This window comes from Cytobacillus oceanisediminis, from assembly GCF_022811925.1.
Lineage (GTDB): Bacteria > Bacillota > Bacilli > Bacillales > Cytobacillaceae > Cytobacillus > Cytobacillus oceanisediminis_D.
The window spans coordinates 3,689,991-3,713,012 of the sequence record NZ_CP065511.1 but is presented as its reverse complement, the minus strand read 5'-3'; the positions used below and the strand labels follow the sequence as shown (position 1 = coordinate 3,713,012).

Below are 23,022 nucleotides of genomic sequence, written 5' to 3'. Positions count from 1 at the left end.
AGGGGGAAAAGCAATGAGAAATGAGGTTGTAATCTATATGAAAGAGGTCACTCGCAGGTTTTCATTTAAAAAGGACAGCTGCCTTGAACCATATCAAACAGAGGCAGTAGCGGTTCATTTTGAGATAGATCGTACAAGAGCAAGCAGGTTATTAAATGAGCTTTCTAAAGATGGTATCTTATTAAAAATAAATACTCGCCCCGTTTGTTTTATACATAGAGAAACGTTAGAAAAACAATACGGGAGTTTGAAACATACTGTTTATGATAGTTTGCAATCGATAGAAAAAGAGCTTATTCCCAAACCAGAGGAGATTTTTAAAAAGCTAATTGGATATGAGAAGAGTTTGAAAGAGTCTATTGAGCAAGTCAAAACGGCCATTCACTATCCAAGTATGGGTTTGCCCTTATTACTCTTAGGACCAACTGGAGTAGGGAAAACATTTTTCGCAAAGCTTATATATGATTATTCACGAACGCAAAATATCATTGAAGATCAGGCTCCTTTTTTTGTATTTAATTGTGCTCAGTATGCAAATAATCCAGAACTATTATCAAGCTATTTATTTGGACATTCTAAAGGGGCTTTTACAGGCGCCTTGAAGGACCAGGTGGGTCTTATTGAACAAGCGAATAATGGTATCTTGTTTTTGGATGAAGTCCATCGTTTGAATAAAGAAGGTCAAGAGAAGCTGTTTACTTTTATGGACCAGGGGACATTTACTCGATTAGGTGAAACGAATATAGTTAGAAAGTCCAAGGTACGATTGGTGTTCGCAACTACCGAAAGTTTGTCCGTTTTTTTAGAGACTTTCTTAAGGAGAATCCCAATTAAAGTAAATATACCTAGTCTTGAAGATCGTGGTCCGGATGAGAAAAAACAGTTTATTCACCATTTCTTTATGGAAGAGAGTAAATTACTTGGTATACCGATTGAGGTGACCAATAAGACTCTTGATTTATTAAGTAAATATCATTATAGCGGCAATATCGGTGAATGTAAGAATACGGTAAAATATGCTTGCGGATTTGCTTTCTCTAAGAAGTCGAAAACAATGGATAAGATTTTTGTAACCCTGCAGGATTTACCTAAGCATATTTTCAAGAACTCATCTTCTCTCTTTAATAACTACTCTACGAGGGAAGGAAGTGTGCTTTTTTCACCAAGTAGTAAGCAGTTTTTCAGCCATGTAAATGAAATGAAAATTACTCTTATTGAACAAACCTACCAGAATTGTTTAAAGTATTTTTTGAAATTTGAAAATAATCAATTCGAAGAATCGGTATTTATCGAAAAATGTACTGATGAGATAACGGCAATGATGGATAGGTTAATATTTGAGCGACCTAACGAATCAAATAATTTAATGATGGAAATTATTCTTTCAACGATGCAGGATATCTTTAGATATTTGGAATTGAATTATTATGTAAAATATGATGGTAACAGTGTCTATACATTGTCATCCTATTTATTCTTTAAATCTAATCCTTTTCAGTTATCGAAAGAGGAACAGCTTCTATCTCAACGCATACTTCAATTCATTAAAGATCATTATAAAATGGAATACTCAATTGTTTCTAAAGTGATGTTATTTATTGAAAAACGCATGGACGTTCATTTATATTTTGAAGATATTATAATGATGACATTATTTTTATGTAAGGCGAAAATAAACCATTTCCATAACCGGATAAAAGCTATGATTATTGCCCATGGCTATGCAACTGCGAGCAGCATAGCAAATGTATGCAATCGTTTATTAGGGGTAAATGTCTTTGATTCTATTGATATGCCTGTTGATGCAACCGTGAGAGATATTACAGAAAAGATGCTTCAATATATGGAGGAACAGGATACTTCGACGGGTTTAGTTGTTTTAGTCGATATGGGCTCATTGAGTTTAATCCATGACCATATAAAAGATAAGATTGATGGTCCACTTCTTTTTGTTGACCAAGTTTCGACACCAGCTGCTTTGGAAATTGGAAATTATGTAATACAGGGAAGAACCATAGAGGAAATGGTAGAACCTCTTAAAAAGTCTGCAAAACCAAGTATTAATCTGTATTACCCTACAAATGGGAAAGAATATGCTATTGTAACTTCTTGCTTTACTGGAATTGGGACGGCAACACAAATTCAACAACTTCTTTCTGAAAGCATTGGAGATTTATTAGATATTAAAGTGATAGCACATGATTTTGACCGGCTGAAACAAAACGGAATGAATGAGGCGCCCTTAAGAATTTATGAAGTATTAGCTATAGTCGGAACAGAAAATCCAGAAATAGAGGAAGTTAATTTTATTTCATTAGAAGATATTATTTCTGGTAAGGGAGAAGGTGATGTGTTTCGAATATTCGATAAAATAGCCGATGCCGACACAATACGTAAAGTAAACGATAGAATTATCATGAACTTTTCTCTTGGCAGAGTTATTGATTCCTTGACTATCCTTGATACTGAAAAAATTATTCGTAAAGTAGAATACGGAATAAATCAACTTGAAAAACAGATAGGGAAGAATCTACCAAATGACAAAAAAATAGCATTATTTGTTCATGTAAGCTGTATGATTGAGCGATTAATAAGAAAAGCACCGATATCTGAATATCCAAATTTAGATGAATTTCTAAATAATCACACTAAGGAAATTAAGTGGATCAAAAGTGCATTTAGTGTGCTGGAAGATAATTATAGTGTGCAAATGACGATGGCAGAGATAGGTTATATCTACAATATTATCAAGCCTAATGTGCCGCGCAACAAAGAATTAGTATAAAATATAAAAATATTTTTCAAGCATGTCACTAGTTGGCATGCTTTTTGCATTATTAAAAGATAAATAAATTAAGGGGGATAGTATATGAAACATTTTTTAATCGCCACTCATGGAGAGTTATCTCAAGCATTTATCGAAACTGTAGAGCTGATTGCTGGCAAGCAGACGAACGTTTCATATTTTGGGATGACAAAACTTAAGTCCGGAGATATGGCGAAAGAGGAATTGAAAGACATATTAAGCACCAAAAAAGAGGGCGAGCATTTTATTGTATTGACAGATGTGTTTGGCGGTAGTGTTACAAATCTTTGTACCGAACTGCTTCTTGAAATGGATGATTTTGACATAATCACTGGCTTAAACTTGCCAATGATACTCACTATGATCTTGGCAGGCGAGGAAAAAAGCGTTGCAGATACAATTGCAGAAGGTATAAGCGCGGCACAGAATGGAATTATCCATATTAATAACTTACTAAAATCCCAGAAAGGAAGTATGAGTGATGATTTCACTATTAAGGATTGACGATCGCCTAATTCACGGTCAAGTAGCATATGGCTGGACCTCAGCTCTCGGGGTTAATGTAATACTCGTCGTTAATGATGAAGCTAAAAATGACCAAATGAAAGCGATGGCACTTAATCTAGCCAAGCCTTCCAACGTAAAACTGTATATTCGAGGGGTTCAAGAATCCGGAGAGATTGCACAAAAATTTTCACAATCACAAAAAAGTAAGGTTCTAGTTCTTGTGAAGAATACTAGTGATGCCGTTGAACTTGCAAGGCTTTCAGAAGGGGTTATCAATGAGGTAAATGTTGGCGGATTGCGTTATTCAGAAGGTAAAAGAAAGTTAACAGACTTAGTAGCAGTAGATGACCAAGATCTTGCAAATTTAAAGGAAATGGAAGAGATGGGAATAGAACTCGAATTTAGAATGCTGCCTCGTGATAAGAAGAAGGGGCTAAAGGATATGATTTAAAAGGATAAAAGGAGGGGTTTTTGATGGCAGCTCAAGCAATTATGTTGGGAATTATTGCTGGAATTGGAATATTGGATAGCCGGATTTTTGGAGTACTAATGCTAGAACGTCCTTTAGTTCTGGGTCTGTTAGTAGGCTTGGTTTTAGGAGATGTTCAGCAAGGTGTCATCATTGGAGCACAGCTTGAATTAATCTGGATGGGTATTGCCGGAATTGGTGCAGCAACTCCTCCTGACATTGTAACAGGCGGGGTACTTGGAACTGCATTTGCGATTATATCCGGTCAAGGTGTTGAAGTTGCACTGGTCCTAGCTGTTCCGATTGCCGTTTTGGCTCAATCGCTTGGTGTATTGGTAAGGATTATTAATACTTATTTTATGCATAGGGCTGACAACTATGCTGCAAAAGCAAACTTCCGGGGAGTAACAATAATGATGTGGATTCCTCCAATTTTGTTTTTCTTAAGTGTTTTTATTCCAACCGTCTTAGCCATTATCCTAGGGGCCGAGCAAGTAAAAAATATGATTGAATCAGTTCCTGAAACGATTCTTGGCGGGTTAGAGGTTGCTGGAAAATTATTACCTGCAGTTGGTTTTGCTTTACTACTCGATATGCTGTTTTCTAAAAAGATGGGCGTTTACTTTTTCCTCGGGTTCTTAGCAGCCTCTTTCTTAGACTTAAATATCACAGCCATTGCGTTATTTGGGGCATGTATAGCTATTATCGTTAATCTTGTTATTAATAATAACAGTAATAATCAAGCTAATGACCAAAAGGGTAACAACAATAACTTAACGGAAGGGGAGATCGACTTTGAGTAGTCCCAAAAAAATAACTAAAAAAGAACTACGTCAAGTGTTTTGGAGATCCTTTGCCCTTCAAGGAGCCTTTAACTATGAACGGATGCAAAACTTAGGATATGCCTATGCTATGATTCCTGTCATCAAGAAATTATATGACAAGCACGATGACCAGGTAAAAGCCCTAAATAGACATTTAGAGATATTTAATACAACCCCAGCTGTATCAACAACCATTATGGGGATATCCGCAGCCATGGAAGAGCAAAATGCTAACGATTCCAATTTTGATTCGAATTCAATAAATGCGGTTAAAGCATCGCTTATGGGTCCACTGGCTGGGATTGGTGACTCGCTTTTTTGGGGGACCTTCCGAATTATTGCAGCAGGGATTGGTGTTTCTCTTGCAACACAGGGGAACATTTTTGGACCTATTTTGTTTTTGATATTATTTAACATTCCCCACCTCTTTTTAAGAATTGCTGGGTTAAAACTGGGATACCGTGTTGGGGTAAATTCCCTTGAAAGAATACAAAAAGAAGGTTTAATGGAAAAGATTATGGCGATGACCACTACTGTTGGGTTAATGGTAGTTGGAGGAATGGTCGCAACCATGTTAAAGCTGACAACCCCACTCGAATTTGACATTAACGGGGCAAAGGTAGTTCTTCAAGATATATTGGATCAAATATTACCAAATATGCTACCTTTAATAGCTACTTTTGTCATATATGGCTTAATGAAAAGAAAAGTTAGTATTACCAAACTAACCTTGGGCATTATCGTTGTCGGAATACTTCTGCATTGGATTGGATTACTTTAATAGAGAGAGGAAGAGTGAAAAATGAAAATTGAAGATTACATGCAAGAAACCCCGGAAAAAATGAGAGAGATTATTCAAGGTGCAGATCAATTATTTGCTGAAGTAAAAAATAAAGAAATTGACCGTGTTGTAGTTACCGGCTCGGGTACAAGTTATCATTCTGGCCTCCAAGTACAAAAGTTAATGCAGTCCTTAATGGGTGTTCGTGTAGATGTCTATTATCCATTTGCTATTAGCAGAGAAACCTTCATAGGGGATTCTTCAAAAACAATATTAATTGGTATATCACAAGGTGGAAGCAGTTACTCAACTTACAATGCTATGAAACTAGCAAAAGAATCAGGATGTATTATAGCTTCTATGGCTGGGCAAGAAAATGCATTAATTGATGAGGTAGCGGATTTTATCCTGACAGTTAAATGTGGTGAGGAAACAGCAGGAGCAAAAACAAAAGGATTTTACACAACTAAGTTAAACCTGACTCTATTTGCACTGCAACTTGCAAGAGAAACAAATAAAATTACATCCGCAGAATATAATGCAGAAATCATTGAAATAGAGAAGAGCGCAAATCAGTTTTTGAAGACATACGATAAGTCTTATAAATGGATTGAAGCGAATAAAGAAAAATTATTTAATGCTAAAGAAATTCGAGTTATTGGGACAAGTGAAATCTATGGCGATACATTAGAAAGTGCCCTGAAGTTGTTAGAAACACTAAGAATTCCGGTATCTGGGTACGAGTTCGAAGAATTTATTCATGGTATTTATAATGCGGTCAATGAAGATTCTACTATTATTATTTTAGATACTGGTGTAGAAAAACGAGTAAAGAAAATGATAGAGGTTCTATCTGACTGGACTGAAAATATCTATGTAATTGGATGCGAGTCTGATGAAAACTCTCGAAATATGAATGCTGAGTTTATTAACCACCTTTATTATAAAACCTATGAATATATTATCCCGATTCAGTTAATGTGTGCAATAATTCCACCACTAAGAGGCGTGGATCCCAGTATTCCAAAAGATCCAAAGTTTCATCAGAAATTAGGAAGTAAAAAACTAAACAAGTAATCTTCACATAAGGTACCATAGTCTTAAAAGAAAGAATATTTGAGACTATGGTTATTTTCTGAAAAATATATGACCTTTTAGGTATTTTGATGGTTACCTCCAGATTGATTGGAACAGTCCTTGCACAAATCATGTTTATACCTGGTGCGTATTACATTGCCTGGGCTTCAAAGTTTTTTGTATAAAACATAAATAGAAAACGGCACTGTCGATTCAGTGCCGTTGGTTTTTATATTTATATGCTTTGGCTCTTCTTGCGCTTGCTTACATATTTGTAAGTGAACACAATAATGATTCCGGCAATAATGATCAGGGCTAGCGGCAAGGCATAGCTATTAAAGATTTCCTCTGCTTCTTTATAATGAGGGCCCAGTTTGTATCCCAAATAAACATAGAATGCGGTAATCGGCAGCATTGCCAGGAATGTATAGGTAGAGAACTTCCACACATTCATTTTGGCCATCCCGCATGGAATGGATATCGCTGTACGGACAACTGGCATAAAACGGGCGAAGAAAGCTACCCCTGCGCCATATTTTTCAAAAAACTTGTCCGAAGCATCAATCTGTTTTTGCGAAACTAAGAAATATTTTCCGTATTTTAAAACCATTGGGCGGCCGCCATATCGGCCCAATGCATATAATGTCAGCGGTCCAATCGTTCCTCCCACTGTACCTGCTAATACGACTAAATAATAATTAAAGTCTCCCTGGAAGACCCAAAAGCCTGCCAAAGGAAGAACCACTTCTGCCGGGATAAATTCAAAGCATAATGAAAGCAAAATTCCAAAGTAAGAAAACTGTTTTAAGAAATCAATAAAGCTGATGATAATTTCTGACATAGCCACACATCCTGTTGATTAATAAGAAAAGCGCAAGCGCCTTGCTCACCCCCGACACCTCGAGGGGGTAGGTGCTTGCGCTAGACAGTTCACGAAATTCAAAGATATAAAACGTACATAAGTCAGTCTAACGGGTAATAGGAAAACAATCAAGTATTTATATAGACATGCAAAAAAGAAACGGCAGCTGCCGAAATCGGAGCCGCCGTTTTTCCTAGGCTAATAGGGGCTTGCTTTTAAAAACCTCCAGATAATGAAGCTGGTGCCCATCTTTTTCGTGGACCTTGAATGTGAATCCATCAGCTTCAATCTCTGTTCCTATCTCTGCTTCCATATGCTGTGTCAGGAACCAGCCACCGATTGTATCAACATCTTCATGCTCAAAATCTGTGCCAAGCAGATTATTGACATCGTCTATAAGAAGCTTAGAATCCAGAATATAATGGTTATCGTTTAGCTTTCTAATTTCAGGAACTTCGTCTTCATCAAATTCATCACGAATTTCTCCGACAATTTCTTCGAGAATGTCTTCAACAGTAACTAATCCGGAAGTTCCGCCATATTCATCCATTAAAATGGCAATATGGATGCGTTCTTTTTGCATTTTTACAAGCAGGTCATGAATCGGAATGCTTTCAATTACATGGATAACCGGGTTAATAAACGAGTCAAGCTCAAGATTCTCCGGGGTGATCTTGTTTGTAAGACTGGCCGTCAGAAATTCTTTTACATTAATAAACCCTCGAATATTGTCTTTATCCCCATCTTCAACTGGATATCGCGTGTAATTCTCTGTTTGGATGGTTTGCATAATATCTGCCAGTGTATCATCCGAGGAAATCGTAATCATCTCAGTACGCGGAACCATTATTTCTTTCGCAATTCTTTCATCAAATTCAAAGATATTGTTCACGTACTTTAACTCATTTTTGTTGATCTCACCGCTTTTATAACTCTCGGATAAAAGGATTCGCAGTTCTTCTTCAGAATGGGCGATTTCATGCTCAGAAGCCGGTTTTAAACCAAATATGCCAACCAGTACCCGAGCAGATCCATTTAAGAACCAAATGAAAGGGAACATCAAACGATAGAACCAAATAATCGGTGTTGCGAACGCCATTGTAACTGCCTCAGCTTTTTGAATGGCAACGGTTTTTGGTGCAAGCTCCCCTACAACCACATGCAGGAAGGTGACTAAAGCAAAGGCAATGCCAAAGGATAAAATATGGGTAAGCGATTCGGCGATTTCAAATCTTTCAAATACCGGGTGCAATAATTTTTCAACTGTCGGCTCACCAAGCCAGCCCAAACCTAATGCGGTAATGGTAATACCTAACTGACAGGCAGATAAATACTCATCAAGGTGAGTGACGACTCTCTTAGCTGCAATAGCCCTTTTATTGCCCTCAGCAATCAGCTGATCAATTCGGGAAACACGTACTTTTACAATCGCAAACTCAGTTGCTACGAAGAATGCGGTTAATGCTATTAATAGTGCAATCAGTAATAAATTTATGGTTGTCAACGAGCAGTCTTACTAAAGTAAGACATACACCTCCTAAAATGGTAATAACCCTTATAAAGTTCACTACTTAAATTGTGCCCAAATAGATATCCATAATGCTCCAAAAAACCAAAAAAACAGTTTTGGCACAGGATATCAGTTGAGCAGTAAAAGCAATGTCTGAATTAATGATAAGCTTTCATGTGAAATATTCTTTTTGACATATTCGTATTTTTCGGGATCAGATTTTTTAAGCTGAGAAAGTGCTTTTGTCACATCTTCCTCCAGATCCTGAATTTTGAGCCTTAGTTCAAGAACATCTACCTCTTCAGAAAATCGGCTGATAACTTTTTTCTTTATTTCCTCCAGCGACAAACCATCCGCTTTACATTTTTCGATAAAAGCAATACGTTCGATGGCGGAATAATCATAATAGCGATAATTTGAAGGGGAACGTTCTGCTTTTAGCAGGCCAAGTGAAGTATAGTAATCAATCGTTCTCTTAGTAACCTTTGCTTTTTCAGCCAACTCTCCTATTCTTAACTTCTCAGCCCCATGAGGATTCCTCCAAACTGTTACGTGATGGTTATGAAACTAATTATACTAAAAAATAATAGAAAATCAATGAATTTGAATAAAGAAGCAAGCAGGGAGGAAGAGATTTCCACAAAAAAATAACACCGGATAACCGGTGCTATTTTGCATTTAGGCTTTAACAGCCTCTTTCTTTGCTTCTGTTTCCGCTACAATCACCGCACATGCAGCATCACCTGTAATATTGACTGCTGTTCGGGTCATATCAAGCAGACGGTCAATACCAATGATTAATGCGATACCTTCGACAGGAAGATTGACAGAGTTAAGGACCATCGCAAGCATAATCAAACCGACACCAGGCACACCAGCTGTACCAACGCTGGCAAGAACGGCAGTAAGGACAACCGTGATTAGCTGTGTCAATGTTAAATCAACATTATATACCTGTGCAATGAAAATAGTTGCAACACCCTGCATGATGGCTGTTCCATCCATGTTGATGGTTGCACCGAGAGGCTGAACAAAGCTGCTGATTGATTCAGGAACTTTCAGATTTTTCTGGGCAGTATTCATGGAAATCGGCAGTGTCGCATTACTGCTTGATGTACTGAAAGCAACACCCATGGCCGGCGCAAAGCCTTTAAAGAACCATAGTGGGTTTTTCTTTGCAAGTAAAGCAATAGAACCTCCATAGGTTAAGATCGCATGTATAAATAATGCAAGAAGAACTACGATCATATAAAGTCCCATAGCTTTAATGGCACTTAGACCCTGACTGCCTACAGCAGAAACGATGAGTCCGAACGTTCCATAAGGGGCAAACCTCATAACCAGGTTAACAAGGTACATCATCATGTCATTGCCTTGTTCAATAAGGTTTAATATGCCTTTTGTTTTATTGCCAAGCATGGTTAATGCAAATCCGACAAAAATGGAAAAAGTGATAATCTGAAGCATGTTCCCTTCCGTAAAGGCTTTTACCGGATTGGTTGGAATAATATTTAATAGTGTCTCTGAGACAGGAGGAGCTTCTTTTGATTCGTACTCCACGTTTGTAACGTCAAATTCACCAACGTTCCCTGGCTGGAAAACTGCTGCCAAAGCAAGACCGATGACGATTGCAATGCTGGTGGTAACCAGGAAGTAGGAGATTGTCTTAATCCCGATTCTTCCTAACTTCTTAGGATCACCGAGGCCTGCTGTCCCAAGAGTGATGGAAAAGAAGACGATCGGAACAACCAGCATATTGATGAGATTTAAAAAGATTTTTCCCAGCGGAGTAAATAAAAACTTGTCAAGCTCGGGGAAAATGCCAGGTGCAAATAAGTTAATCAAAAGACCTGTAATTCCTCCGGCGATTAGAGCAAGAATAATTTTAGTAGATAATTTCATACACGTTCCTCCAATGAATGATGTAAAAAAATGTAAACTAAGCACAAAAAAATATTTTGCCTTTCCTATATTACCCCCAAAAAACGTAAACCTAACTAAAAATGGCAACAAAAAAACACAGAGGTAATAACCACTGTGCATTTTTGCAGTGTTTCCCTCTCAACACGCTTACGAGGTTAGCTGTCGGGTTCGGGTCTTGAGAGTACCCTACCTGTAAAAGGATTCACCCCAGGTACTTTTATTAAAAAAGTACAGTTGGTTCCCCCGCTCAATTAAGATTAAGCGAAAAATTATAAATGTTTTTTTAATATATTAATAATAATCATAAAAGTTGTAAATCATACGATTTTCTTATCTATGATTACTATAATTAAAATAGTAATTTAATAGGAAAGGTCAATTTGATTTTTGAGCAATAAGGTTAGAAGTTAAGCCAGCTTAAAAGAGGATGTCTTTTTTTGTCCTTCACTTTCAGTTCCTTCTTATTCAGCTTGTCTTCATGTTCGGCCAGCCACTCTTTTAACTCTTCTTTATCCTTGCATTGCGTATAATAAGTCTCGCCGTTCTTCCCAGTGGCACTTACAACATATCTGCATGTATTTCCCATAAAGCACCCTTTTCAAAGTAATTTCTTATTGAATTATAACAAGATTTATTATAATGTCCACCATTATTTTTAAGGATTATGGGTATATGGGTTATGGGGAATTTGCTGTTGAAAATATGCATAATAAAAATCCAGCTAAGATTTCCGCTGGATTATATTCGCTTCTGCATTTATCCAATTGGTTCGGCAGCTTATTAATTATTGGAAAGGTCTTTTCCTGTTGTCAGCTTCTGGGGGAATGGTATTTCCTATTTGCGCAAAACTGTAATAAAGCCGTCCAGAATATCGTGACTAACAGTAAATCCTTTGCGTGTATAAAATTGAAGGGCCTCTGTATTCCCATTTGACACATAAATAAAATAATCTTCAACATCTTTAAATTGAATTAACCATTCCATCGACATGTTAAAAAGCACTGATCCAATTCCATATTGTTTATAGCCATCTTTTATATAGAATTGTGATAAGCAGCCAACATTGTCTTTTCCGACTGAAGTTAAATCAAAAAAAGTGGCGAAATCATTGGAGTAGGCTTCTTTAGGAGAAACATTGGAATAGACATAGCCCACGATTTCTTCATCGTCCTTAACAATCACAATATAATTATGTATAGCAGATTTTACGGATGGAATCATTCTTGTTTCAAAATTCATGCTGTCAAAGCGCTCAGGTGTTATATGTGCCTTAGATTTCTGGAAAGCCATCAGCTCATTGCATAAATCCCTGCAAAGGCTGATTTTGTCTTCTGTTATCACTTCATATTTTAAATTCATCCAATTCACCCCTTTAGTTATGATTTTATATTGGAATGCCTTCATTCGTCCAAAAAAAAGGGAAATTATCTTTGATAGAGAAATTAATTATAAAACTAATATAAAAAGAGGGACCATAATGATTAAGGAAATAAATATTAAAGATCGAAAAGCTGCTGAGCAGGTTCTAGGCGTACAGCTTCCCGCGTATAAAATTGAAGCTGAAATCATTGGATGTTCTGATTTACCGCCTTTGAAGGATACGGCTGATGCCTTGCGAATAACCGGAGAGACCTTCTTTGGGTATTTTATTGGTGAAAAATTATGCGGTGCGATATCGTTTAAAGAGGATAATAATATTTTAGATATTCATAGACTGATTGTACATCCTGAACATTTTAGAAAGGGAATTGCACAAAAGCTGCTGAACTTCATTGAACTGAGGCCGAAGATTGAAAAAATGATTGTCACAACAGGCTCTAAGAATACCCCTGCTGTCGCTTTTTATATAAAGAATGGTTTTAAAGAGCTTGAGAAAATTGAAATAAATGAATCACTGACTATTACTGCTTTTGAGAAATATTTATAAAATACTAAATGGTTAAGCGACTTCTGTTTGGAAGAATCGCTATTTTTAACAAAAATATGGAAATTTGTGATATGTTTTTATAAAGTCCGCTATTACTGTCCCGCAATTGCTTTAGGTCATTGGAATAATACCTTAAAGGGGAGTACTCATGTTAATTAGGAATGATGATAAAAGGTTAAGTTCTGTAATTAAAGATGTTGGTTTTTCTGGTGTCATACTTGTTAAAGAAAAGGAGGATATAATCCTTCAATTAGCAGAGGGGGATGCTGATAGAGCAAATGAAACCCCCAATAATCCAGGTACCAGGTTTGGCATCGCCTCCGGATGTAAGATTTTTACGGCGGTTGGCATTTGTCAATTGGTCGAGAATGGATTCATATCATTCGAAACAAGACTTAAAGATGTATTGGAGGATGTTTTTCCCTTCTTTGATGAGACAATTACCATTCATCACCTGTTAACCCATTCTTCTGGAGTGCCTGACTATTTTGATGAGTCAGTTATGGAGGATTTTGAGGACCTGTGGAAAGAAAGGCCAATGTACCTATTAAATCATCTTAGAGATTTTCTTCCTATGTTCCAGAATAAAAAGATGATGTTCAAGCCGGGGGAGAAATTTCATTATAATAATGCCGGATTTATACTTTTGGGTTTGATTATAGAGAAGAAGACAGGAATGAGTTTCCAGGATTATATCCAATCCCATATTTTTGAACCATGTGGAATGAAGGATTCAGGCTTTTTCCGATTTGACAATCTTCCTGAAAATACAGCAATTGGATATATAGATAATGAAGAAGGTGGGACATGGAGAACCAATATTTATTCATTGCCCATCAGAGGCGGTTCTGACGGAGGAGCCTATGTTACTGCTCAGGATATGATCTTATTTTGGGAAGCATTGTGTAATGATAAGCTTCTGAGCGAGGAGTATACAGAAAAGCTAATGACTCCGCATGCCAAAGCAGATGAGAATGAGTATTACGGCTACGGATTATGGATCAGCAAGAATAACGAAGCCATCTTCAAATATCACCTCATGGGCTATGACCCGGGAGTCAGCTTTCATTCTGCCTATTATCCTAAAAGCGGGATAACACTTGTGGTGCCATCAAATAAATCATATGGCCCCTTTACTATAATGAAAGAGATCGAAAAAGACTTTTAGAGAAGGTTAGATGTATATACCTATACAGACGCGCAGTGTTTGTATCTGATCTAATCTGTTTAAAAGGGAGTGCTATATGAATTTTAATTTAAGAGAAGCTATTGAGATTCTTGAACGTACACCCCATACGCTAGTTGCAATACTAAGCGGTCTTTCTTCGGAATGGCTTAATGGCAATGAAGGGGATGGCACGTGGAATGCAGCCGAAGTGGTTGATCATTTGATTGATGGGGAGGAGAAAAATTGGATTCCTCGACTGAAATTTATTCTGCAGGAAGGGGAAAGCAAGCCATTTCCTCCATTTGACCGTTTTGCTCATTTAAATGTGTCAGAGGATCTATCACTTGAAGAAAAGCTTGAAGTCTTTAAGACCCTTAGAATGAAGAATTTGGCCACACTTAGAGGTATAACTGATCTGGAAACTCATTTCGAAAAGAAAGGGCTTCATCCGGCATTTGGTCCAGTAAGAGTCAGGGAATTGATTTCCACTTGGGCTGTGCATGACCTTACGCATATTTCACAGATTTCAAGAGTATTGGCAAATAGGTACAGGACAGATGTTGGTCCTTGGATTGAGTATTTGGGCATTTTAAAAAAGTAAGCACTTTAAAATAAATTGCATCATTGTTAAGTATTGTAAAACTGTAAAGTTTTGGGACCAATACCTCATGCTATGGCCGAAGGTGTTCATTTATACTTGGAGATGATTGCGACTTTTCTGATTATTCATAAGTCCTTTCAAAAAAATATGGAGGCGACTGAATGCTGAATCGTAAGAAAAAAGGCCTGTTGTTAACTTTTATTCTGGTTACTGTCATTCTGACCGTGATGCAGCCCATTCAAAATTCAATAACCAGGGCAGCTGCCGGGGATGGCTCCTGGTCATCACCTTATTCCGTTTCACAGGGAATCAATACTCAAAACAGCTCTTCCAAAACGGTTCAAGGCTATGTGGTTGGACAGCCGACTGCGGCAAATACAGTTATTTCCAGCGGGTTTCCAAATGACTATGCTTTGGCCCTGGCGGATAGTCCATCAGAGACCAGCACAGCTAGGATGCTTTATGTTCAAATTCCTTTCACGTTTCGCTCAGCTTTCGGCTTAAAATCCAATCCATCTTTGATTGGAGAAAAAATCAAGGTAACCGGAACGCTTACCGCCTATTTTTCTCATCCGGGGCTAAAAGATGGGACGGCCTTCGAACAAGCTGGTGATGGAACAGCCGATCCCGGCCCTGAACCAGGAGGATATTATGATGCTGCAAACGGAAAAACAGGAAAGGCTTTAAAAACAGCCCTCCATACGATCATTGATGACCACACGGAAATTTCCTATTCGAATGTATGGGAAGCACTGCGCGAGACCGATGAAGATCCTGCCAATTCCAATAACGTCATTCTTTTGTATACTGGCCGCTCTCAGGGGAAATTCACCAATGGTTCTGGCGTCAATGATTGGAACAGGGAGCATGTTTGGGCAAAATCGCATGGGGATTTTGGTACAGCGATGGGTGCGGGAACAGACTTGCATCATTTGCGGCCAACAGATGCTTCTGTAAATAGCTCGAGAGGGAATCTTGACTTTGACCATGGGGGCACCCAGCATTCAGAGGCACTGGGAAACTACTATGATTCAGATTCCTGGGAACCTAGGGATGCAGTAAAAGGCGATGTTGCGAGGATGCTTTTTTATATGGCTGTCCGTTATGAAGGAGACAGCGGAGAAGTGGATCTGGAGCTAAACAATCAGGTCAATAATGGCTCTGCTCCTTATCATGGCAAAATGTCTGTCCTGCTTCAATGGCATAAGGAAGATCCAGTAGACGATAACGAGCGGAGAAGAAACGAAATCATCTATTCTGATTACCAGCATAACCGCAATCCATTTATAGATCATCCCGAGTGGGCAACAGCGATTTGGGAATAATCATAGGGAAAGCACTTTCCGTTACAGGGAAGTGCTTTTTATTTTACCTGCTATGTAAAAAAAGATTGACAAGAGATTACCATGGGAGTAATTTATATTTATTAATTTCATAGTAAACCTTTTTGCTGAATCATTAAGAGCGGGGGAACCAATTTTGATAAACCTTGTTTATCTTGGGGTGAATCTTAGCATATTAAAGCTAAGAAGGGATACTCTCAATCCCTAATCCGACAGCTAACTCCGTAAGCCGAATCGAGAGAAGGGTTGATGGAAACCATTGGCCATTCTTTTTTTAAGAGTGGTTTTTTTGTGTTCATTTTCAAAAAGAAGGGAATTTCTTCAATGAAAAAACAGTATGCTGTATTTGGTTTAGGCCGCTTTGGCGGAAGTCTCGTAAAGGAATTTCATGAATTGGGAGTGGAAGTGCTCGCAATTGATGTCGATCAGGAGAAAGTGAATCAATACGCACAGTTTGTGACATATGCGGTTCAAATCAATGGTATTGATGAAGCTGCGATAAAGCAATCAGGGATAAAAAATATTGATCACGCTTTTGTTTCATTTGGTGAAAACATTGAATCCAGCATATTGACATCCCTGTTATTAAAAGAAATGGGGATTCCGAAGGTATGGGCAAAGGCACATAATGAGTACCATGCCAGGGTGCTCGATAAAATTGGCGTCGATCGTGTTATCCATCCGGAGCGGGATATGGCAAAGCGGATTGCCCACCATATTGTTTCGGAAAAAATGATCGATTATATTGAGCTGTCTGAAGATTACAGTATGGTAGAGATAGTGGCTTCAGATAAAATAGCCAATAAATCCCTATCAGAATTGAATATACGGGCTAAGTATGGCTGTAATATCGTGGGGATTCAGCGCGGGAAGGAAATAATCGTTACTCCGCCAGCTGAAGAGGTTATTTTAAAGGGAGACGTCCTGATTGTAATGGGACACAATAAAGGAATTGGCAGATTTGAGAGGCATGGAGTATAAGCTTTTTCAATGATGTTACCATTACCATTTTAATGAGGAGATTATGGACCATGTACAAAGAAACCAGAAGGACAAGAAGAATTGAGCGCCCCAGCGCATGGATCAGGATGAATCCTGCACAGGCTTTGTCTGTTGGCTTTTTAATTCTAATAGCCATTGGCACCCTGCTGCTTATGCTGCCTTTTTCGACTAGTGACAGGCATCATTTATCGTTTATTGATGCATTATTTGAAGCGACTTCTGCTGTATGTGTAACAGGTTTAGTCGTCGTGGATACACAAACAACTTTTACTGTTTTTGGCCAGGTAGTTCTTATGGCTCTTATACAAATAGGCGGACTTGGTTTTATGACCTTTGGAGTTCTCATTGCCATTATGCTTGGGAAAAGTATTGGCTTAAAAGGAAGGCTGATGATACAGGAATCATTAAATCAGCTTACAATTGAAGGGATGGTCCGACTCGTAAAATTCGTAGTGGCTTTTACTCTGATTGTAGAAGCAATTGGTGCCATCATTTTGGCTGTTCGCTGGGCTGAAGATTTTGGATTTCCGCAATCTTTATATTATGGGGCTTTTCATTCGGTCTCAGCTTTTAATAATGCCGGGTTTGATATTATGGGCGACTTTAGCAGTGTTACGGGTTATGCAGGGGACTTTACTGTCATTATGACGTTAAGCTCGCTGTTTATCATCGGGGGGATTGGCTATATCGTGCTGCTTGATTTAAAAATCAATAAAAGCTTACGGAAACTTTCTCTCCATACGAAACTGGTTTTGCTGATGACACTGATTCTAAATATTTTAGGCACAGTTTTCATATTTCTTTTAGAATTCAATAATCCCGCGACAATTGGTGACTTGGGAATGAAGGAAAAACTTTTAGGATCTTATTTTCATGGAGTCGTTCCAAGAACCGCTGGCTTTAATTCGCTTAATACAGGTGAGCTGACAATGGGCTCTCAGCTTATAACCATGCTTCTAATGTTTATTGGCGGAGGATCAGGCGGAACGGCAGGAGGCATTAAAGTAACAACCTTTGCTTTGATCCTGCTTGCTGTCAGAGCTCTCATTAAAGAAGATGAAGAAGTTAATCTGATGGGCAGAAGAATCCCGAAGGAATTAATTTTTCGGGCCTTTACGATTACAGTGTACTCTATGGGATTAATAGCATTGGTTCTATTTCTTCTTTCTTTAACAGAAAATGCACCGCTGAATATGCTTCTATTTGAAGTGATTTCTGCTTTCGGCACTGTTGGGATGTCTCTTGGATTAACCACGGAACTTAGTACACTCGGCAAGGCATTAATTTCTTTCATGATGTTTGCAGGCAGGGTGGGTCCTTTAACTCTTGCTTTCGCACTTGCCAGAAGAAGAGAGAAAGCTAATTTTAAATATGCTGAAGAAAAAATCATGATTGGATAAGTGAAGGAAAGTTATCTGGTGTATTAGACAGATTTCAATAAAATGCCACCATAAAGAGGATAGGGGATTTTAAATGAAAACCAGATTTAATGACTATATAAGCATTAAGATCCATCAAACAGACCTGAACTTAACAAGCTATATTAAGACTAAATTAGCCCACTTAAATATTGCCCCTGAGCAGAACCTTATTCTTATGCTTCTCTGGGAAGAAGACGGATTAAGCCAAAACGAAATTTCCAGGCGGCTGGATAAAGATAAATCCAACATTACCAGAATGCTGAGCAGTCTTGAAAAGAAAGGGTTTATCAAAAAAAGCATGAATAAGGAAGACAGCAGATCTCTGAATGTCTATCTAACTGAAAGCGGCAAAAATCTCAGTGAGCATGTATATCCAATCACAGAGGAATTTCACTCGATCGTCACATCGGGTATTACGAAGGAAGAGCTGAGAATTGTTGACGATGTTTTAACGAAAATGAGAAGAAATGTGGAGGGTAAAAATTAAAATTAAGATTGTGGCCGGTGCAGGATAGAGTGGGATGCTCTTCCTGTTTTTTTGTGAAGGTCTTGAAGCCGAAAAATCTTGGAGCGAGGGGAAAATGGTCGCCATGAGGTTGTCATGAAGCCGAAAATGAGAGGAGCGGAAAGAAAACGGTCGCCATGGAATCTATAAGAATTTAAAACGGCACTCTAAAGAGAATCAGTTTATGTGCAATTTAAACATTTGAACCATCTGAATTACCAGGTAAATCGATTCAGTTCCTTCATTAATAATAGTATAATAAATTACTAACAGGTTTGCATATGAGACTTTATTTAAAATTGTTGGAAATGAAGCAATAAAGACGACAGAGGGGCAGCAGATTCGATATAATTATGAAGTCCCCGAAATATGCAGGAAGGGGAAGGGAAAGCAATATATACTGCCATTAGAGTTTTTAAAGAAAAATCAGAAGGAAGTTTGATCAGGTGAAACTCATCAACAAACTATTCTCAAAGCAAAAAACGGCTTCGGTTGAATTTTGTCAGCGGAATCTGGATGAATTTTTAAAAGAAGAAAGTTTTGCTGCATTTAATCAATTTCTGAGCCAGAAGAATATTAACTATAAAGAATACGAATGCCAGAGCAGATGCAAAGAATGCAGGCAATCACCCTATGCCCTGGTAGACGGGAAACTGATTGCAGCGGAGAATTCGGATGAATTATTGATAAAACTGAAAGAAGAAGTAAAGAAATAAAAGGAATCGGAGCATGCAATCCGATTCCTTTTTTCATACAATATTCAAATTAATGTCTGAATAATTTTTCTGGGGTAACCCTGAATAGTTTACGGCTGCTCAAAATAAAAAAATGAACATATTCAGGGTGATGCATTTAGTGCATCGCTCTTTTTTTGGAGGTACATTGAGAATGCGAATGTACAAATTAATCTATTATTGATCCTGAAAGAGCAGCGACTCATTCATATAAAAAAGAAGGAGCATCATTGCTCCTTCCCTGCACCCAGATCTTCTGCCAATTCGATAATCGCTTTGTTGATTCTCCAGATGAAATATAGGTGATGAATCAAATCACGCTGGGATTGCTGCCTTGCTGGTGCCAATCGTTCAATTTGTTCCCTTTCATTTTCAAGACTATAGACAAGCATGCCGTCTCCGCTGTCTTTAATGAGATCCATTAATGTCTCAATATTTAATTCAAGCTTTTCTTCAATCCTTATAAAAACATCGACCAGCTCATCGGGATAGTCGAATCCTTTTCGGTAGGAGGAAGCCACAAGGTGTCTTGCATAGTAATTGATGGCTGAAAATAGTGTAATCCATCTGTTAACATCAGCATGGCGCGGGGATCCGGGTTTCTTTATCAGGGATTGCGCTTCAACATTTATAGTTTTAAGTTTTTGATCCAATAAGAAGCCTTTGCCTGAAAGCTCCTTAACGTTCACATCTTCCCGGAAGCTTCGCACATACTCAGTGACATACGGTTTCAGTTCTTGAAGGTAATCATTTATGGTATCCGCCACTTTTTCCTTCGTTTTCTTTGGGAAAATAAATAAGGAAACTCCGAATGCAATGCCGGCACCGGCAATTGTATCGATAACTCTTGCACTGATAAGGGAAAATGTAATTCCTCCCAGTAAAAGGTCATACATAAAAGCAACCAGCATCGTTATAAACATGCTCATTAACGTATAGGAGACCTCAAACAAATAAAAGGCGAAAAAAACCGCTGCAAAAATCAGCGTAATTTCCAGGACGGAATGGCCGCTGACCATTCTTGCAAGTGTAAATCCAATTACTGCTCCAATAATTGTTCCAACCGAACGCTGAAAACCTTTCGTATAAATGCGCCCGATCGATTCCGTTCCGAGCAAAACAATAAAAGCTGTTAAAAGAACCCAATAAGGCTGGTCAGGCGAAAGAATCTGGCCGGCAATGATGGAAATGATTGCAGCAGTCAATGCCTGAAAAGCTTTTTTGGTGGAAGGTTTGATGCCCTTATCTTCTTCAGATGGTTCATCTTCAGTTTCGCCTTCAGCTGCCTCTTCGGATGATTTAATCTCATTGTCTTTCACTTTATGAAGTGCCTGCTGTATGGTTATGCCGCCCTCGATGACATGGTTCGCAATGGACTCGATCCGCCTGATCAAAAACAGCCATCCTGCAGGTTTGTCTTCCCGGTTGAACAAATCAATAATAAGCAGGCGAAGGGCCTGTACAGCAAGCTCTGCTTCACGAAGATTTTGTTCTTCATATTGTTGGGCAAGAACCTCAGCATCACGAAGAGAACGGGTTACCCAAACCAGGAGTTTTCTCAGCTCATCAATTTCAAGGGCATTCGCTTTTTTTAAGCTTCGAATTGAGTCTGTCAGTGTTTCAATCAGCATACCTGCATCAAATATATATAACCTCAGCTGAGTAGAGGTCAGCCCTGGCCATAATTTTTGAACATCTTCATCATTTACATACTCCGAAACCATGACAGCATAATCCCTGAGCTTCAGCACGTTTCTCTGCAATTCCTCCCGTTGTTGAGGAGTCATTTCCTTGGCTTGCATCCCCTCAATTAACAGGTTGAACGTAAAATTGCTTTGGAAATGAAAGGAGCGAATGCTTCTTTTCAGGTTTTTCGCGGTGTCCTGAAAAAGGATGAAATTGAACAGAAAAGCATACGCGACCCCAATCCAGATGCCGAAGTAAAAGGATGGAAGCTGACTGCCTGATAACTTTAGAATAGATGAAAAATAAAGTGTCATGAATGCAATCATGCATAGAGAAAAATATCGCACCCCAAAGCGGGTCAAATAAAAGCTTAAGAAGATTAACAGAACCATTGTAATATCGACAAAGACCGTGCTTCCCGCCAATAGGGAACCGATCGATACCCCTGCCATGGCTGAAAGTCCAAGTAAGCCAGTTGTGAGCATTTTACCTTTTTTTGAGTCATCCATCACAATCATGATGCCAAGCATGCCTGCCATTCCAGACACTATCGCCGGAGTGAGAGCAGCATCAGCACCAGCCAATTGCATGATGAACAAAGTCGTAAAGACTGAAGCCATTAAACTTAAAGTGGCCCGTCCAGCTTTTTGAAATCGGATAAGCCCGGGATCGGATGCCAGCAAACGTCCGAGCCACCGGTGTTTTATAGGAAACTGCTTCATTGTTTCACCAATCTTTTCAGAGAGTTAAAGATCATTTTACCACTCGTACTTTTATTATCCAAATGAACCAGCTTGAGGTTTTATGCTTTACAGGTTTAAAAACAGAACAAATGTTCTATAATAGAGGATGGAGGGATTTACTATGCCGCTAAAGGACAGAGGGAAAATAAAATGGCAGCCAGCCCACTTCATGCCGGAACACCGGGCGATGCTAAGAAAATTGGAAACTGAACAAATGGCACAAAACAGGCCGCTTATTGATGAATATGAATTGGAGGATTATGAAAACAAAATTAACTATGCAATGGAATTTGCCTTCTTTCTAAAAGTAAAAGTCTGGCGTGGAGGATTTTTCTGCGAATACACAGGGAGGGTAAACAGGCTGGATGGCATCAGCAGAAAAATTTATCTGGAATTGGAAGATGGGTTTCTTGAGAAGGTCATGTTTGACGAAATAACTTCGGTTGAAGTGAAAGAACAGTGCAGAGAGCCTTAATTCCATTTTTGCAGAAAAGTTGAAGCCTTACCATACCCGTTATTTTCAATTTTTAGATATAATAGAAAGAAAGCGGTGATCGGAGGTACCTATGAGCACGGACTTAGAAAAAGTGATTGTACTTCGCAATCTCGGAAAATACAAAGATTCCAACCTTCTGCTTGTAAAATTGGCTGAAGAGTATCCTGTAAACCCAGTCATTCATTATCAGTGCGGCTGGAGTTTTGACGTTTTAGGGGAGGAATCGAAAGCTGTTTCTTATTATGAAAAAGCGATCGAACTTGGGCTGCCTGAATCAGATCTGCCAGGCGCTATTTTGGGTCTTGGGAGCACATACCGGACACTTGGGGAATATGAAAAGTCAAAGTTGGTGTTCCAGAAAGGAATCTCCCAGTTTCCGGCTAATCGTGCAATCCAGGTTTTTTATTCCATGACGCTCCATAATTTAGGCCAGCATAGCCAAGCAATGGAGCTGCTCTTAAAGTGTGTGGCCGAAACCTCTGATGACCCAGAAGTTTTGCAATATAAAAAAGCAATTACCTTTTATGCAGACAAAATTGATGAAATATTTGATAAAGATTAGAGAAAGGATATCTCAAAATAATAATCAAAAATGATTTTAGTGACGGTGGTATAATAAATCAAACATCTTTGAGTT

The 23,022-nt window shown here is 38.4% G+C and carries 23 protein-coding genes, 1 pseudogene and 2 riboswitches; of the genes and pseudogenes, 17 read left to right on the top strand and 7 right to left on the bottom strand.

Features of this window, described 5'->3' with window-relative positions; translation table 11 throughout:
* The first annotated feature begins 13 nt into the window (after nt 1-13).
* From IRB79_RS18525 to IRB79_RS18495, 7 genes and pseudogenes are all read left to right on the top strand, one after another.
* A complete protein-coding gene (locus tag IRB79_RS18525; protein ID WP_243503940.1) occupies nt 14-2,785 on the top strand; it encodes a sigma 54-interacting transcriptional regulator in 2,772 nt (923 codons plus the stop codon).
* Between the two features lie 84 nt (nt 2,786-2,869).
* Nucleotides 2,870-3,310 carry a PTS sugar transporter subunit IIA gene (locus IRB79_RS18520; protein ID WP_243503938.1) on the top strand — a complete coding sequence of 147 codons (441 nt, stop codon included), beginning with the start codon at nt 2,870-2,872 and terminating at the stop codon, nt 3,308-3,310.
* Complete coding sequence (locus tag IRB79_RS18515) at nt 3,288-3,764, top strand: PTS sugar transporter subunit IIB (RefSeq protein WP_243503937.1); 477 nt, start codon at nt 3,288-3,290, stop codon at nt 3,762-3,764. The genes IRB79_RS18520 and IRB79_RS18515 overlap by 23 nt, the downstream gene beginning before the upstream one ends.
* Before the next feature lie 23 nt (nt 3,765-3,787).
* A complete protein-coding gene (locus tag IRB79_RS18510) occupies nt 3,788-4,585 on the top strand; it encodes a PTS mannose/fructose/sorbose/N-acetylgalactosamine transporter subunit IIC (RefSeq protein ID WP_243503935.1) in 798 nt (265 codons plus the stop codon).
* Nucleotides 4,578-5,387 carry a PTS system mannose/fructose/sorbose family transporter subunit IID gene (locus IRB79_RS18505; protein ID WP_243503933.1) on the top strand — a complete coding sequence of 270 codons (810 nt, stop codon included), beginning with the start codon at nt 4,578-4,580 and terminating at the stop codon, nt 5,385-5,387. Before IRB79_RS18510 ends, IRB79_RS18505 begins: the two co-directional genes overlap by 8 nt.
* Nucleotides 5,388-5,408: 21 nt before the next feature.
* The gene (locus IRB79_RS18500; protein ID WP_243503932.1) at nt 5,409-6,464 is read left to right on the top strand and encodes an SIS domain-containing protein; all 1,056 of its coding nucleotides are present in this window, start codon (nt 5,409-5,411) and stop codon (nt 6,462-6,464) included.
* A gap of 83 nt (nt 6,465-6,547) precedes the next feature.
* A pseudogene (locus tag IRB79_RS18495) lies at nt 6,548-6,649 on the top strand (lipid II flippase family protein); the annotation flags it as partial.
* Between the two features lie 50 nt (nt 6,650-6,699).
* Here IRB79_RS18495 and IRB79_RS18490 read toward each other — a convergent pair.
* The 6 genes from IRB79_RS18490 to IRB79_RS18465 form a co-directional block, all read right to left on the bottom strand.
* On the bottom strand, nt 6,700-7,305 hold the full coding sequence (locus IRB79_RS18490) for a DedA family protein (protein ID WP_243503931.1): 606 nt from the start codon (nt 7,303-7,305) through the stop codon (nt 6,700-6,702).
* A 214-nt stretch (nt 7,306-7,519) separates the two neighbouring features.
* Nucleotides 7,520-8,830 (bottom strand): hemolysin family protein, encoded by a 1,311-nt coding sequence (locus IRB79_RS18485; RefSeq protein WP_243503930.1) that lies wholly within the window; start codon nt 8,828-8,830, stop codon nt 7,520-7,522.
* A gap of 135 nt (nt 8,831-8,965) precedes the next feature.
* Nucleotides 8,966-9,337 (bottom strand): MerR family transcriptional regulator, encoded by a 372-nt coding sequence (locus tag IRB79_RS18480; RefSeq protein WP_221881732.1) that lies wholly within the window; start codon nt 9,335-9,337, stop codon nt 8,966-8,968.
* Nucleotides 9,338-9,514: 177 nt separating this feature from the next.
* The gene (locus IRB79_RS18475; protein WP_019382662.1) at nt 9,515-10,738 is read right to left on the bottom strand and encodes a dicarboxylate/amino acid:cation symporter; all 1,224 of its coding nucleotides are present in this window, start codon (nt 10,736-10,738) and stop codon (nt 9,515-9,517) included.
* A 149-nt stretch (nt 10,739-10,887) separates the two neighbouring features.
* Nucleotides 10,888-11,033: riboswitch (cyclic di-AMP (ydaO/yuaA leader) on the bottom strand.
* Between the two features lie 126 nt (nt 11,034-11,159).
* Nucleotides 11,160-11,345, bottom strand: coding sequence for a hypothetical protein (locus IRB79_RS18470; protein WP_009333656.1), 186 nt, complete (start codon nt 11,343-11,345; stop codon nt 11,160-11,162).
* A gap of 248 nt (nt 11,346-11,593) precedes the next feature.
* Entirely contained in the window at nt 11,594-12,118 is a 525-nt protein-coding gene (locus tag IRB79_RS18465; protein ID WP_243503929.1) for a GNAT family N-acetyltransferase, read from the bottom strand.
* Between the two features lie 118 nt (nt 12,119-12,236).
* On the opposite strand from IRB79_RS18465, the gene IRB79_RS18460 reads away from it, so the two are divergent.
* The 8 genes from IRB79_RS18460 to IRB79_RS18425 all read left to right on the top strand — a co-directional run bounded on the left by IRB79_RS18460 (nt 12,237) and on the right by IRB79_RS18425 (nt 19,442).
* Nucleotides 12,237-12,686: a GNAT family N-acetyltransferase gene (locus IRB79_RS18460; RefSeq protein ID WP_243503928.1), complete on the top strand. Its 450-nt coding sequence runs from the start codon at nt 12,237-12,239 to the stop codon at nt 12,684-12,686.
* A 148-nt stretch (nt 12,687-12,834) separates the two neighbouring features.
* Nucleotides 12,835-13,854 carry a serine hydrolase domain-containing protein gene (locus IRB79_RS18455; protein WP_243503927.1) on the top strand — a complete coding sequence of 340 codons (1,020 nt, stop codon included), beginning with the start codon at nt 12,835-12,837 and terminating at the stop codon, nt 13,852-13,854.
* A 76-nt stretch (nt 13,855-13,930) separates the two neighbouring features.
* Nucleotides 13,931-14,455 (top strand): DinB family protein, encoded by a 525-nt coding sequence (locus IRB79_RS18450; RefSeq protein ID WP_243503926.1) that lies wholly within the window; start codon nt 13,931-13,933, stop codon nt 14,453-14,455.
* Nucleotides 14,456-14,616: 161 nt separating this feature from the next.
* Nucleotides 14,617-15,780: an endonuclease gene (locus tag IRB79_RS18445; RefSeq protein ID WP_243503925.1), complete on the top strand. Its 1,164-nt coding sequence runs from the start codon at nt 14,617-14,619 to the stop codon at nt 15,778-15,780.
* A 113-nt stretch (nt 15,781-15,893) separates the two neighbouring features.
* Nucleotides 15,894-16,044: riboswitch (cyclic di-AMP (ydaO/yuaA leader) on the top strand.
* A gap of 78 nt (nt 16,045-16,122) precedes the next feature.
* On the top strand, nt 16,123-16,779 hold the full coding sequence (locus IRB79_RS18440; RefSeq protein ID WP_243503924.1) for a potassium channel family protein: 657 nt from the start codon (nt 16,123-16,125) through the stop codon (nt 16,777-16,779).
* A 50-nt stretch (nt 16,780-16,829) separates the two neighbouring features.
* On the top strand, nt 16,830-18,200 hold the full coding sequence (locus tag IRB79_RS18435) for a TrkH family potassium uptake protein (protein ID WP_243503923.1): 1,371 nt from the start codon (nt 16,830-16,832) through the stop codon (nt 18,198-18,200).
* A 73-nt stretch (nt 18,201-18,273) separates the two neighbouring features.
* The gene (locus tag IRB79_RS18430; RefSeq protein WP_243503921.1) at nt 18,274-18,708 is read left to right on the top strand and encodes a MarR family winged helix-turn-helix transcriptional regulator; all 435 of its coding nucleotides are present in this window, start codon (nt 18,274-18,276) and stop codon (nt 18,706-18,708) included.
* A 464-nt stretch (nt 18,709-19,172) separates the two neighbouring features.
* Entirely contained in the window at nt 19,173-19,442 is a 270-nt protein-coding gene (locus IRB79_RS18425) for a DUF1450 domain-containing protein (RefSeq protein ID WP_243503920.1), read from the top strand.
* A 245-nt stretch (nt 19,443-19,687) separates the two neighbouring features.
* Here IRB79_RS18425 and IRB79_RS18420 read toward each other — a convergent pair whose 3' ends face one another.
* Nucleotides 19,688-21,868, bottom strand: coding sequence for an FUSC family protein (locus IRB79_RS18420; RefSeq protein WP_243503919.1), 2,181 nt, complete (start codon nt 21,866-21,868; stop codon nt 19,688-19,690).
* A 142-nt stretch (nt 21,869-22,010) separates the two neighbouring features.
* Here IRB79_RS18420 and IRB79_RS18415 point away from each other — a divergent pair, with 142 nt between their 5' ends.
* Together IRB79_RS18415 and IRB79_RS18410 are read left to right on the top strand one after the other, a co-directional pair.
* Nucleotides 22,011-22,364 (top strand): YolD-like family protein, encoded by a 354-nt coding sequence (locus tag IRB79_RS18415; protein ID WP_243503918.1) that lies wholly within the window; start codon nt 22,011-22,013, stop codon nt 22,362-22,364.
* Between the two features lie 91 nt (nt 22,365-22,455).
* Nucleotides 22,456-22,947, top strand: coding sequence for a tetratricopeptide repeat protein (locus IRB79_RS18410; protein WP_243503917.1), 492 nt, complete (start codon nt 22,456-22,458; stop codon nt 22,945-22,947).
* Nucleotides 22,948-23,022 lie beyond the last annotated feature (75 nt).

Bases quoted from the DNA above. Each gene is read 5' to 3' on its own strand.
- IRB79_RS18525 (WP_243503940.1), top strand. From the start codon at position 14: ATGAGAAATGAGGTTGTAATCTATATGAAAGAGGTCACTCGCAGGTTT.
- IRB79_RS18520 (WP_243503938.1), top strand. From the start codon at position 2,870: ATGAAACATTTTTTAATCGCCACTCATGGAGAGTTATCTCAAGCATTT.
- IRB79_RS18515 (WP_243503937.1), top strand. From the start codon at position 3,288: ATGATTTCACTATTAAGGATTGACGATCGCCTAATTCACGGTCAAGTA.
- IRB79_RS18510 (WP_243503935.1), top strand. From the start codon at position 3,788: ATGGCAGCTCAAGCAATTATGTTGGGAATTATTGCTGGAATTGGAATA.
- IRB79_RS18500 (WP_243503932.1), top strand. From the start codon at position 5,409: ATGAAAATTGAAGATTACATGCAAGAAACCCCGGAAAAAATGAGAGAG.
- IRB79_RS18490 (WP_243503931.1), bottom strand. From the start codon at position 7,305: ATGTCAGAAATTATCATCAGCTTTATTGATTTCTTAAAACAGTTTTCT.
- IRB79_RS18475 (WP_019382662.1), bottom strand. From the start codon at position 10,738: ATGAAATTATCTACTAAAATTATTCTTGCTCTAATCGCCGGAGGAATT.
- IRB79_RS18470 (WP_009333656.1), bottom strand. From the start codon at position 11,345: ATGGGAAATACATGCAGATATGTTGTAAGTGCCACTGGGAAGAACGGC.
- IRB79_RS18465 (WP_243503929.1), bottom strand. From the start codon at position 12,118: ATGAATTTAAAATATGAAGTGATAACAGAAGACAAAATCAGCCTTTGC.
- IRB79_RS18460 (WP_243503928.1), top strand. From the start codon at position 12,237: ATGATTAAGGAAATAAATATTAAAGATCGAAAAGCTGCTGAGCAGGTT.
- IRB79_RS18455 (WP_243503927.1), top strand. From the start codon at position 12,835: ATGTTAATTAGGAATGATGATAAAAGGTTAAGTTCTGTAATTAAAGAT.
- IRB79_RS18450 (WP_243503926.1), top strand. From the start codon at position 13,931: ATGAATTTTAATTTAAGAGAAGCTATTGAGATTCTTGAACGTACACCC.
- IRB79_RS18445 (WP_243503925.1), top strand. From the start codon at position 14,617: ATGCTGAATCGTAAGAAAAAAGGCCTGTTGTTAACTTTTATTCTGGTT.
- IRB79_RS18440 (WP_243503924.1), top strand. From the start codon at position 16,123: ATGAAAAAACAGTATGCTGTATTTGGTTTAGGCCGCTTTGGCGGAAGT.
- IRB79_RS18435 (WP_243503923.1), top strand. From the start codon at position 16,830: ATGTACAAAGAAACCAGAAGGACAAGAAGAATTGAGCGCCCCAGCGCA.
- IRB79_RS18430 (WP_243503921.1), top strand. From the start codon at position 18,274: ATGAAAACCAGATTTAATGACTATATAAGCATTAAGATCCATCAAACA.
- IRB79_RS18420 (WP_243503919.1), bottom strand. From the start codon at position 21,868: ATGAAGCAGTTTCCTATAAAACACCGGTGGCTCGGACGTTTGCTGGCA.
- IRB79_RS18415 (WP_243503918.1), top strand. From the start codon at position 22,011: ATGCCGCTAAAGGACAGAGGGAAAATAAAATGGCAGCCAGCCCACTTC.
- IRB79_RS18410 (WP_243503917.1), top strand. From the start codon at position 22,456: ATGAGCACGGACTTAGAAAAAGTGATTGTACTTCGCAATCTCGGAAAA.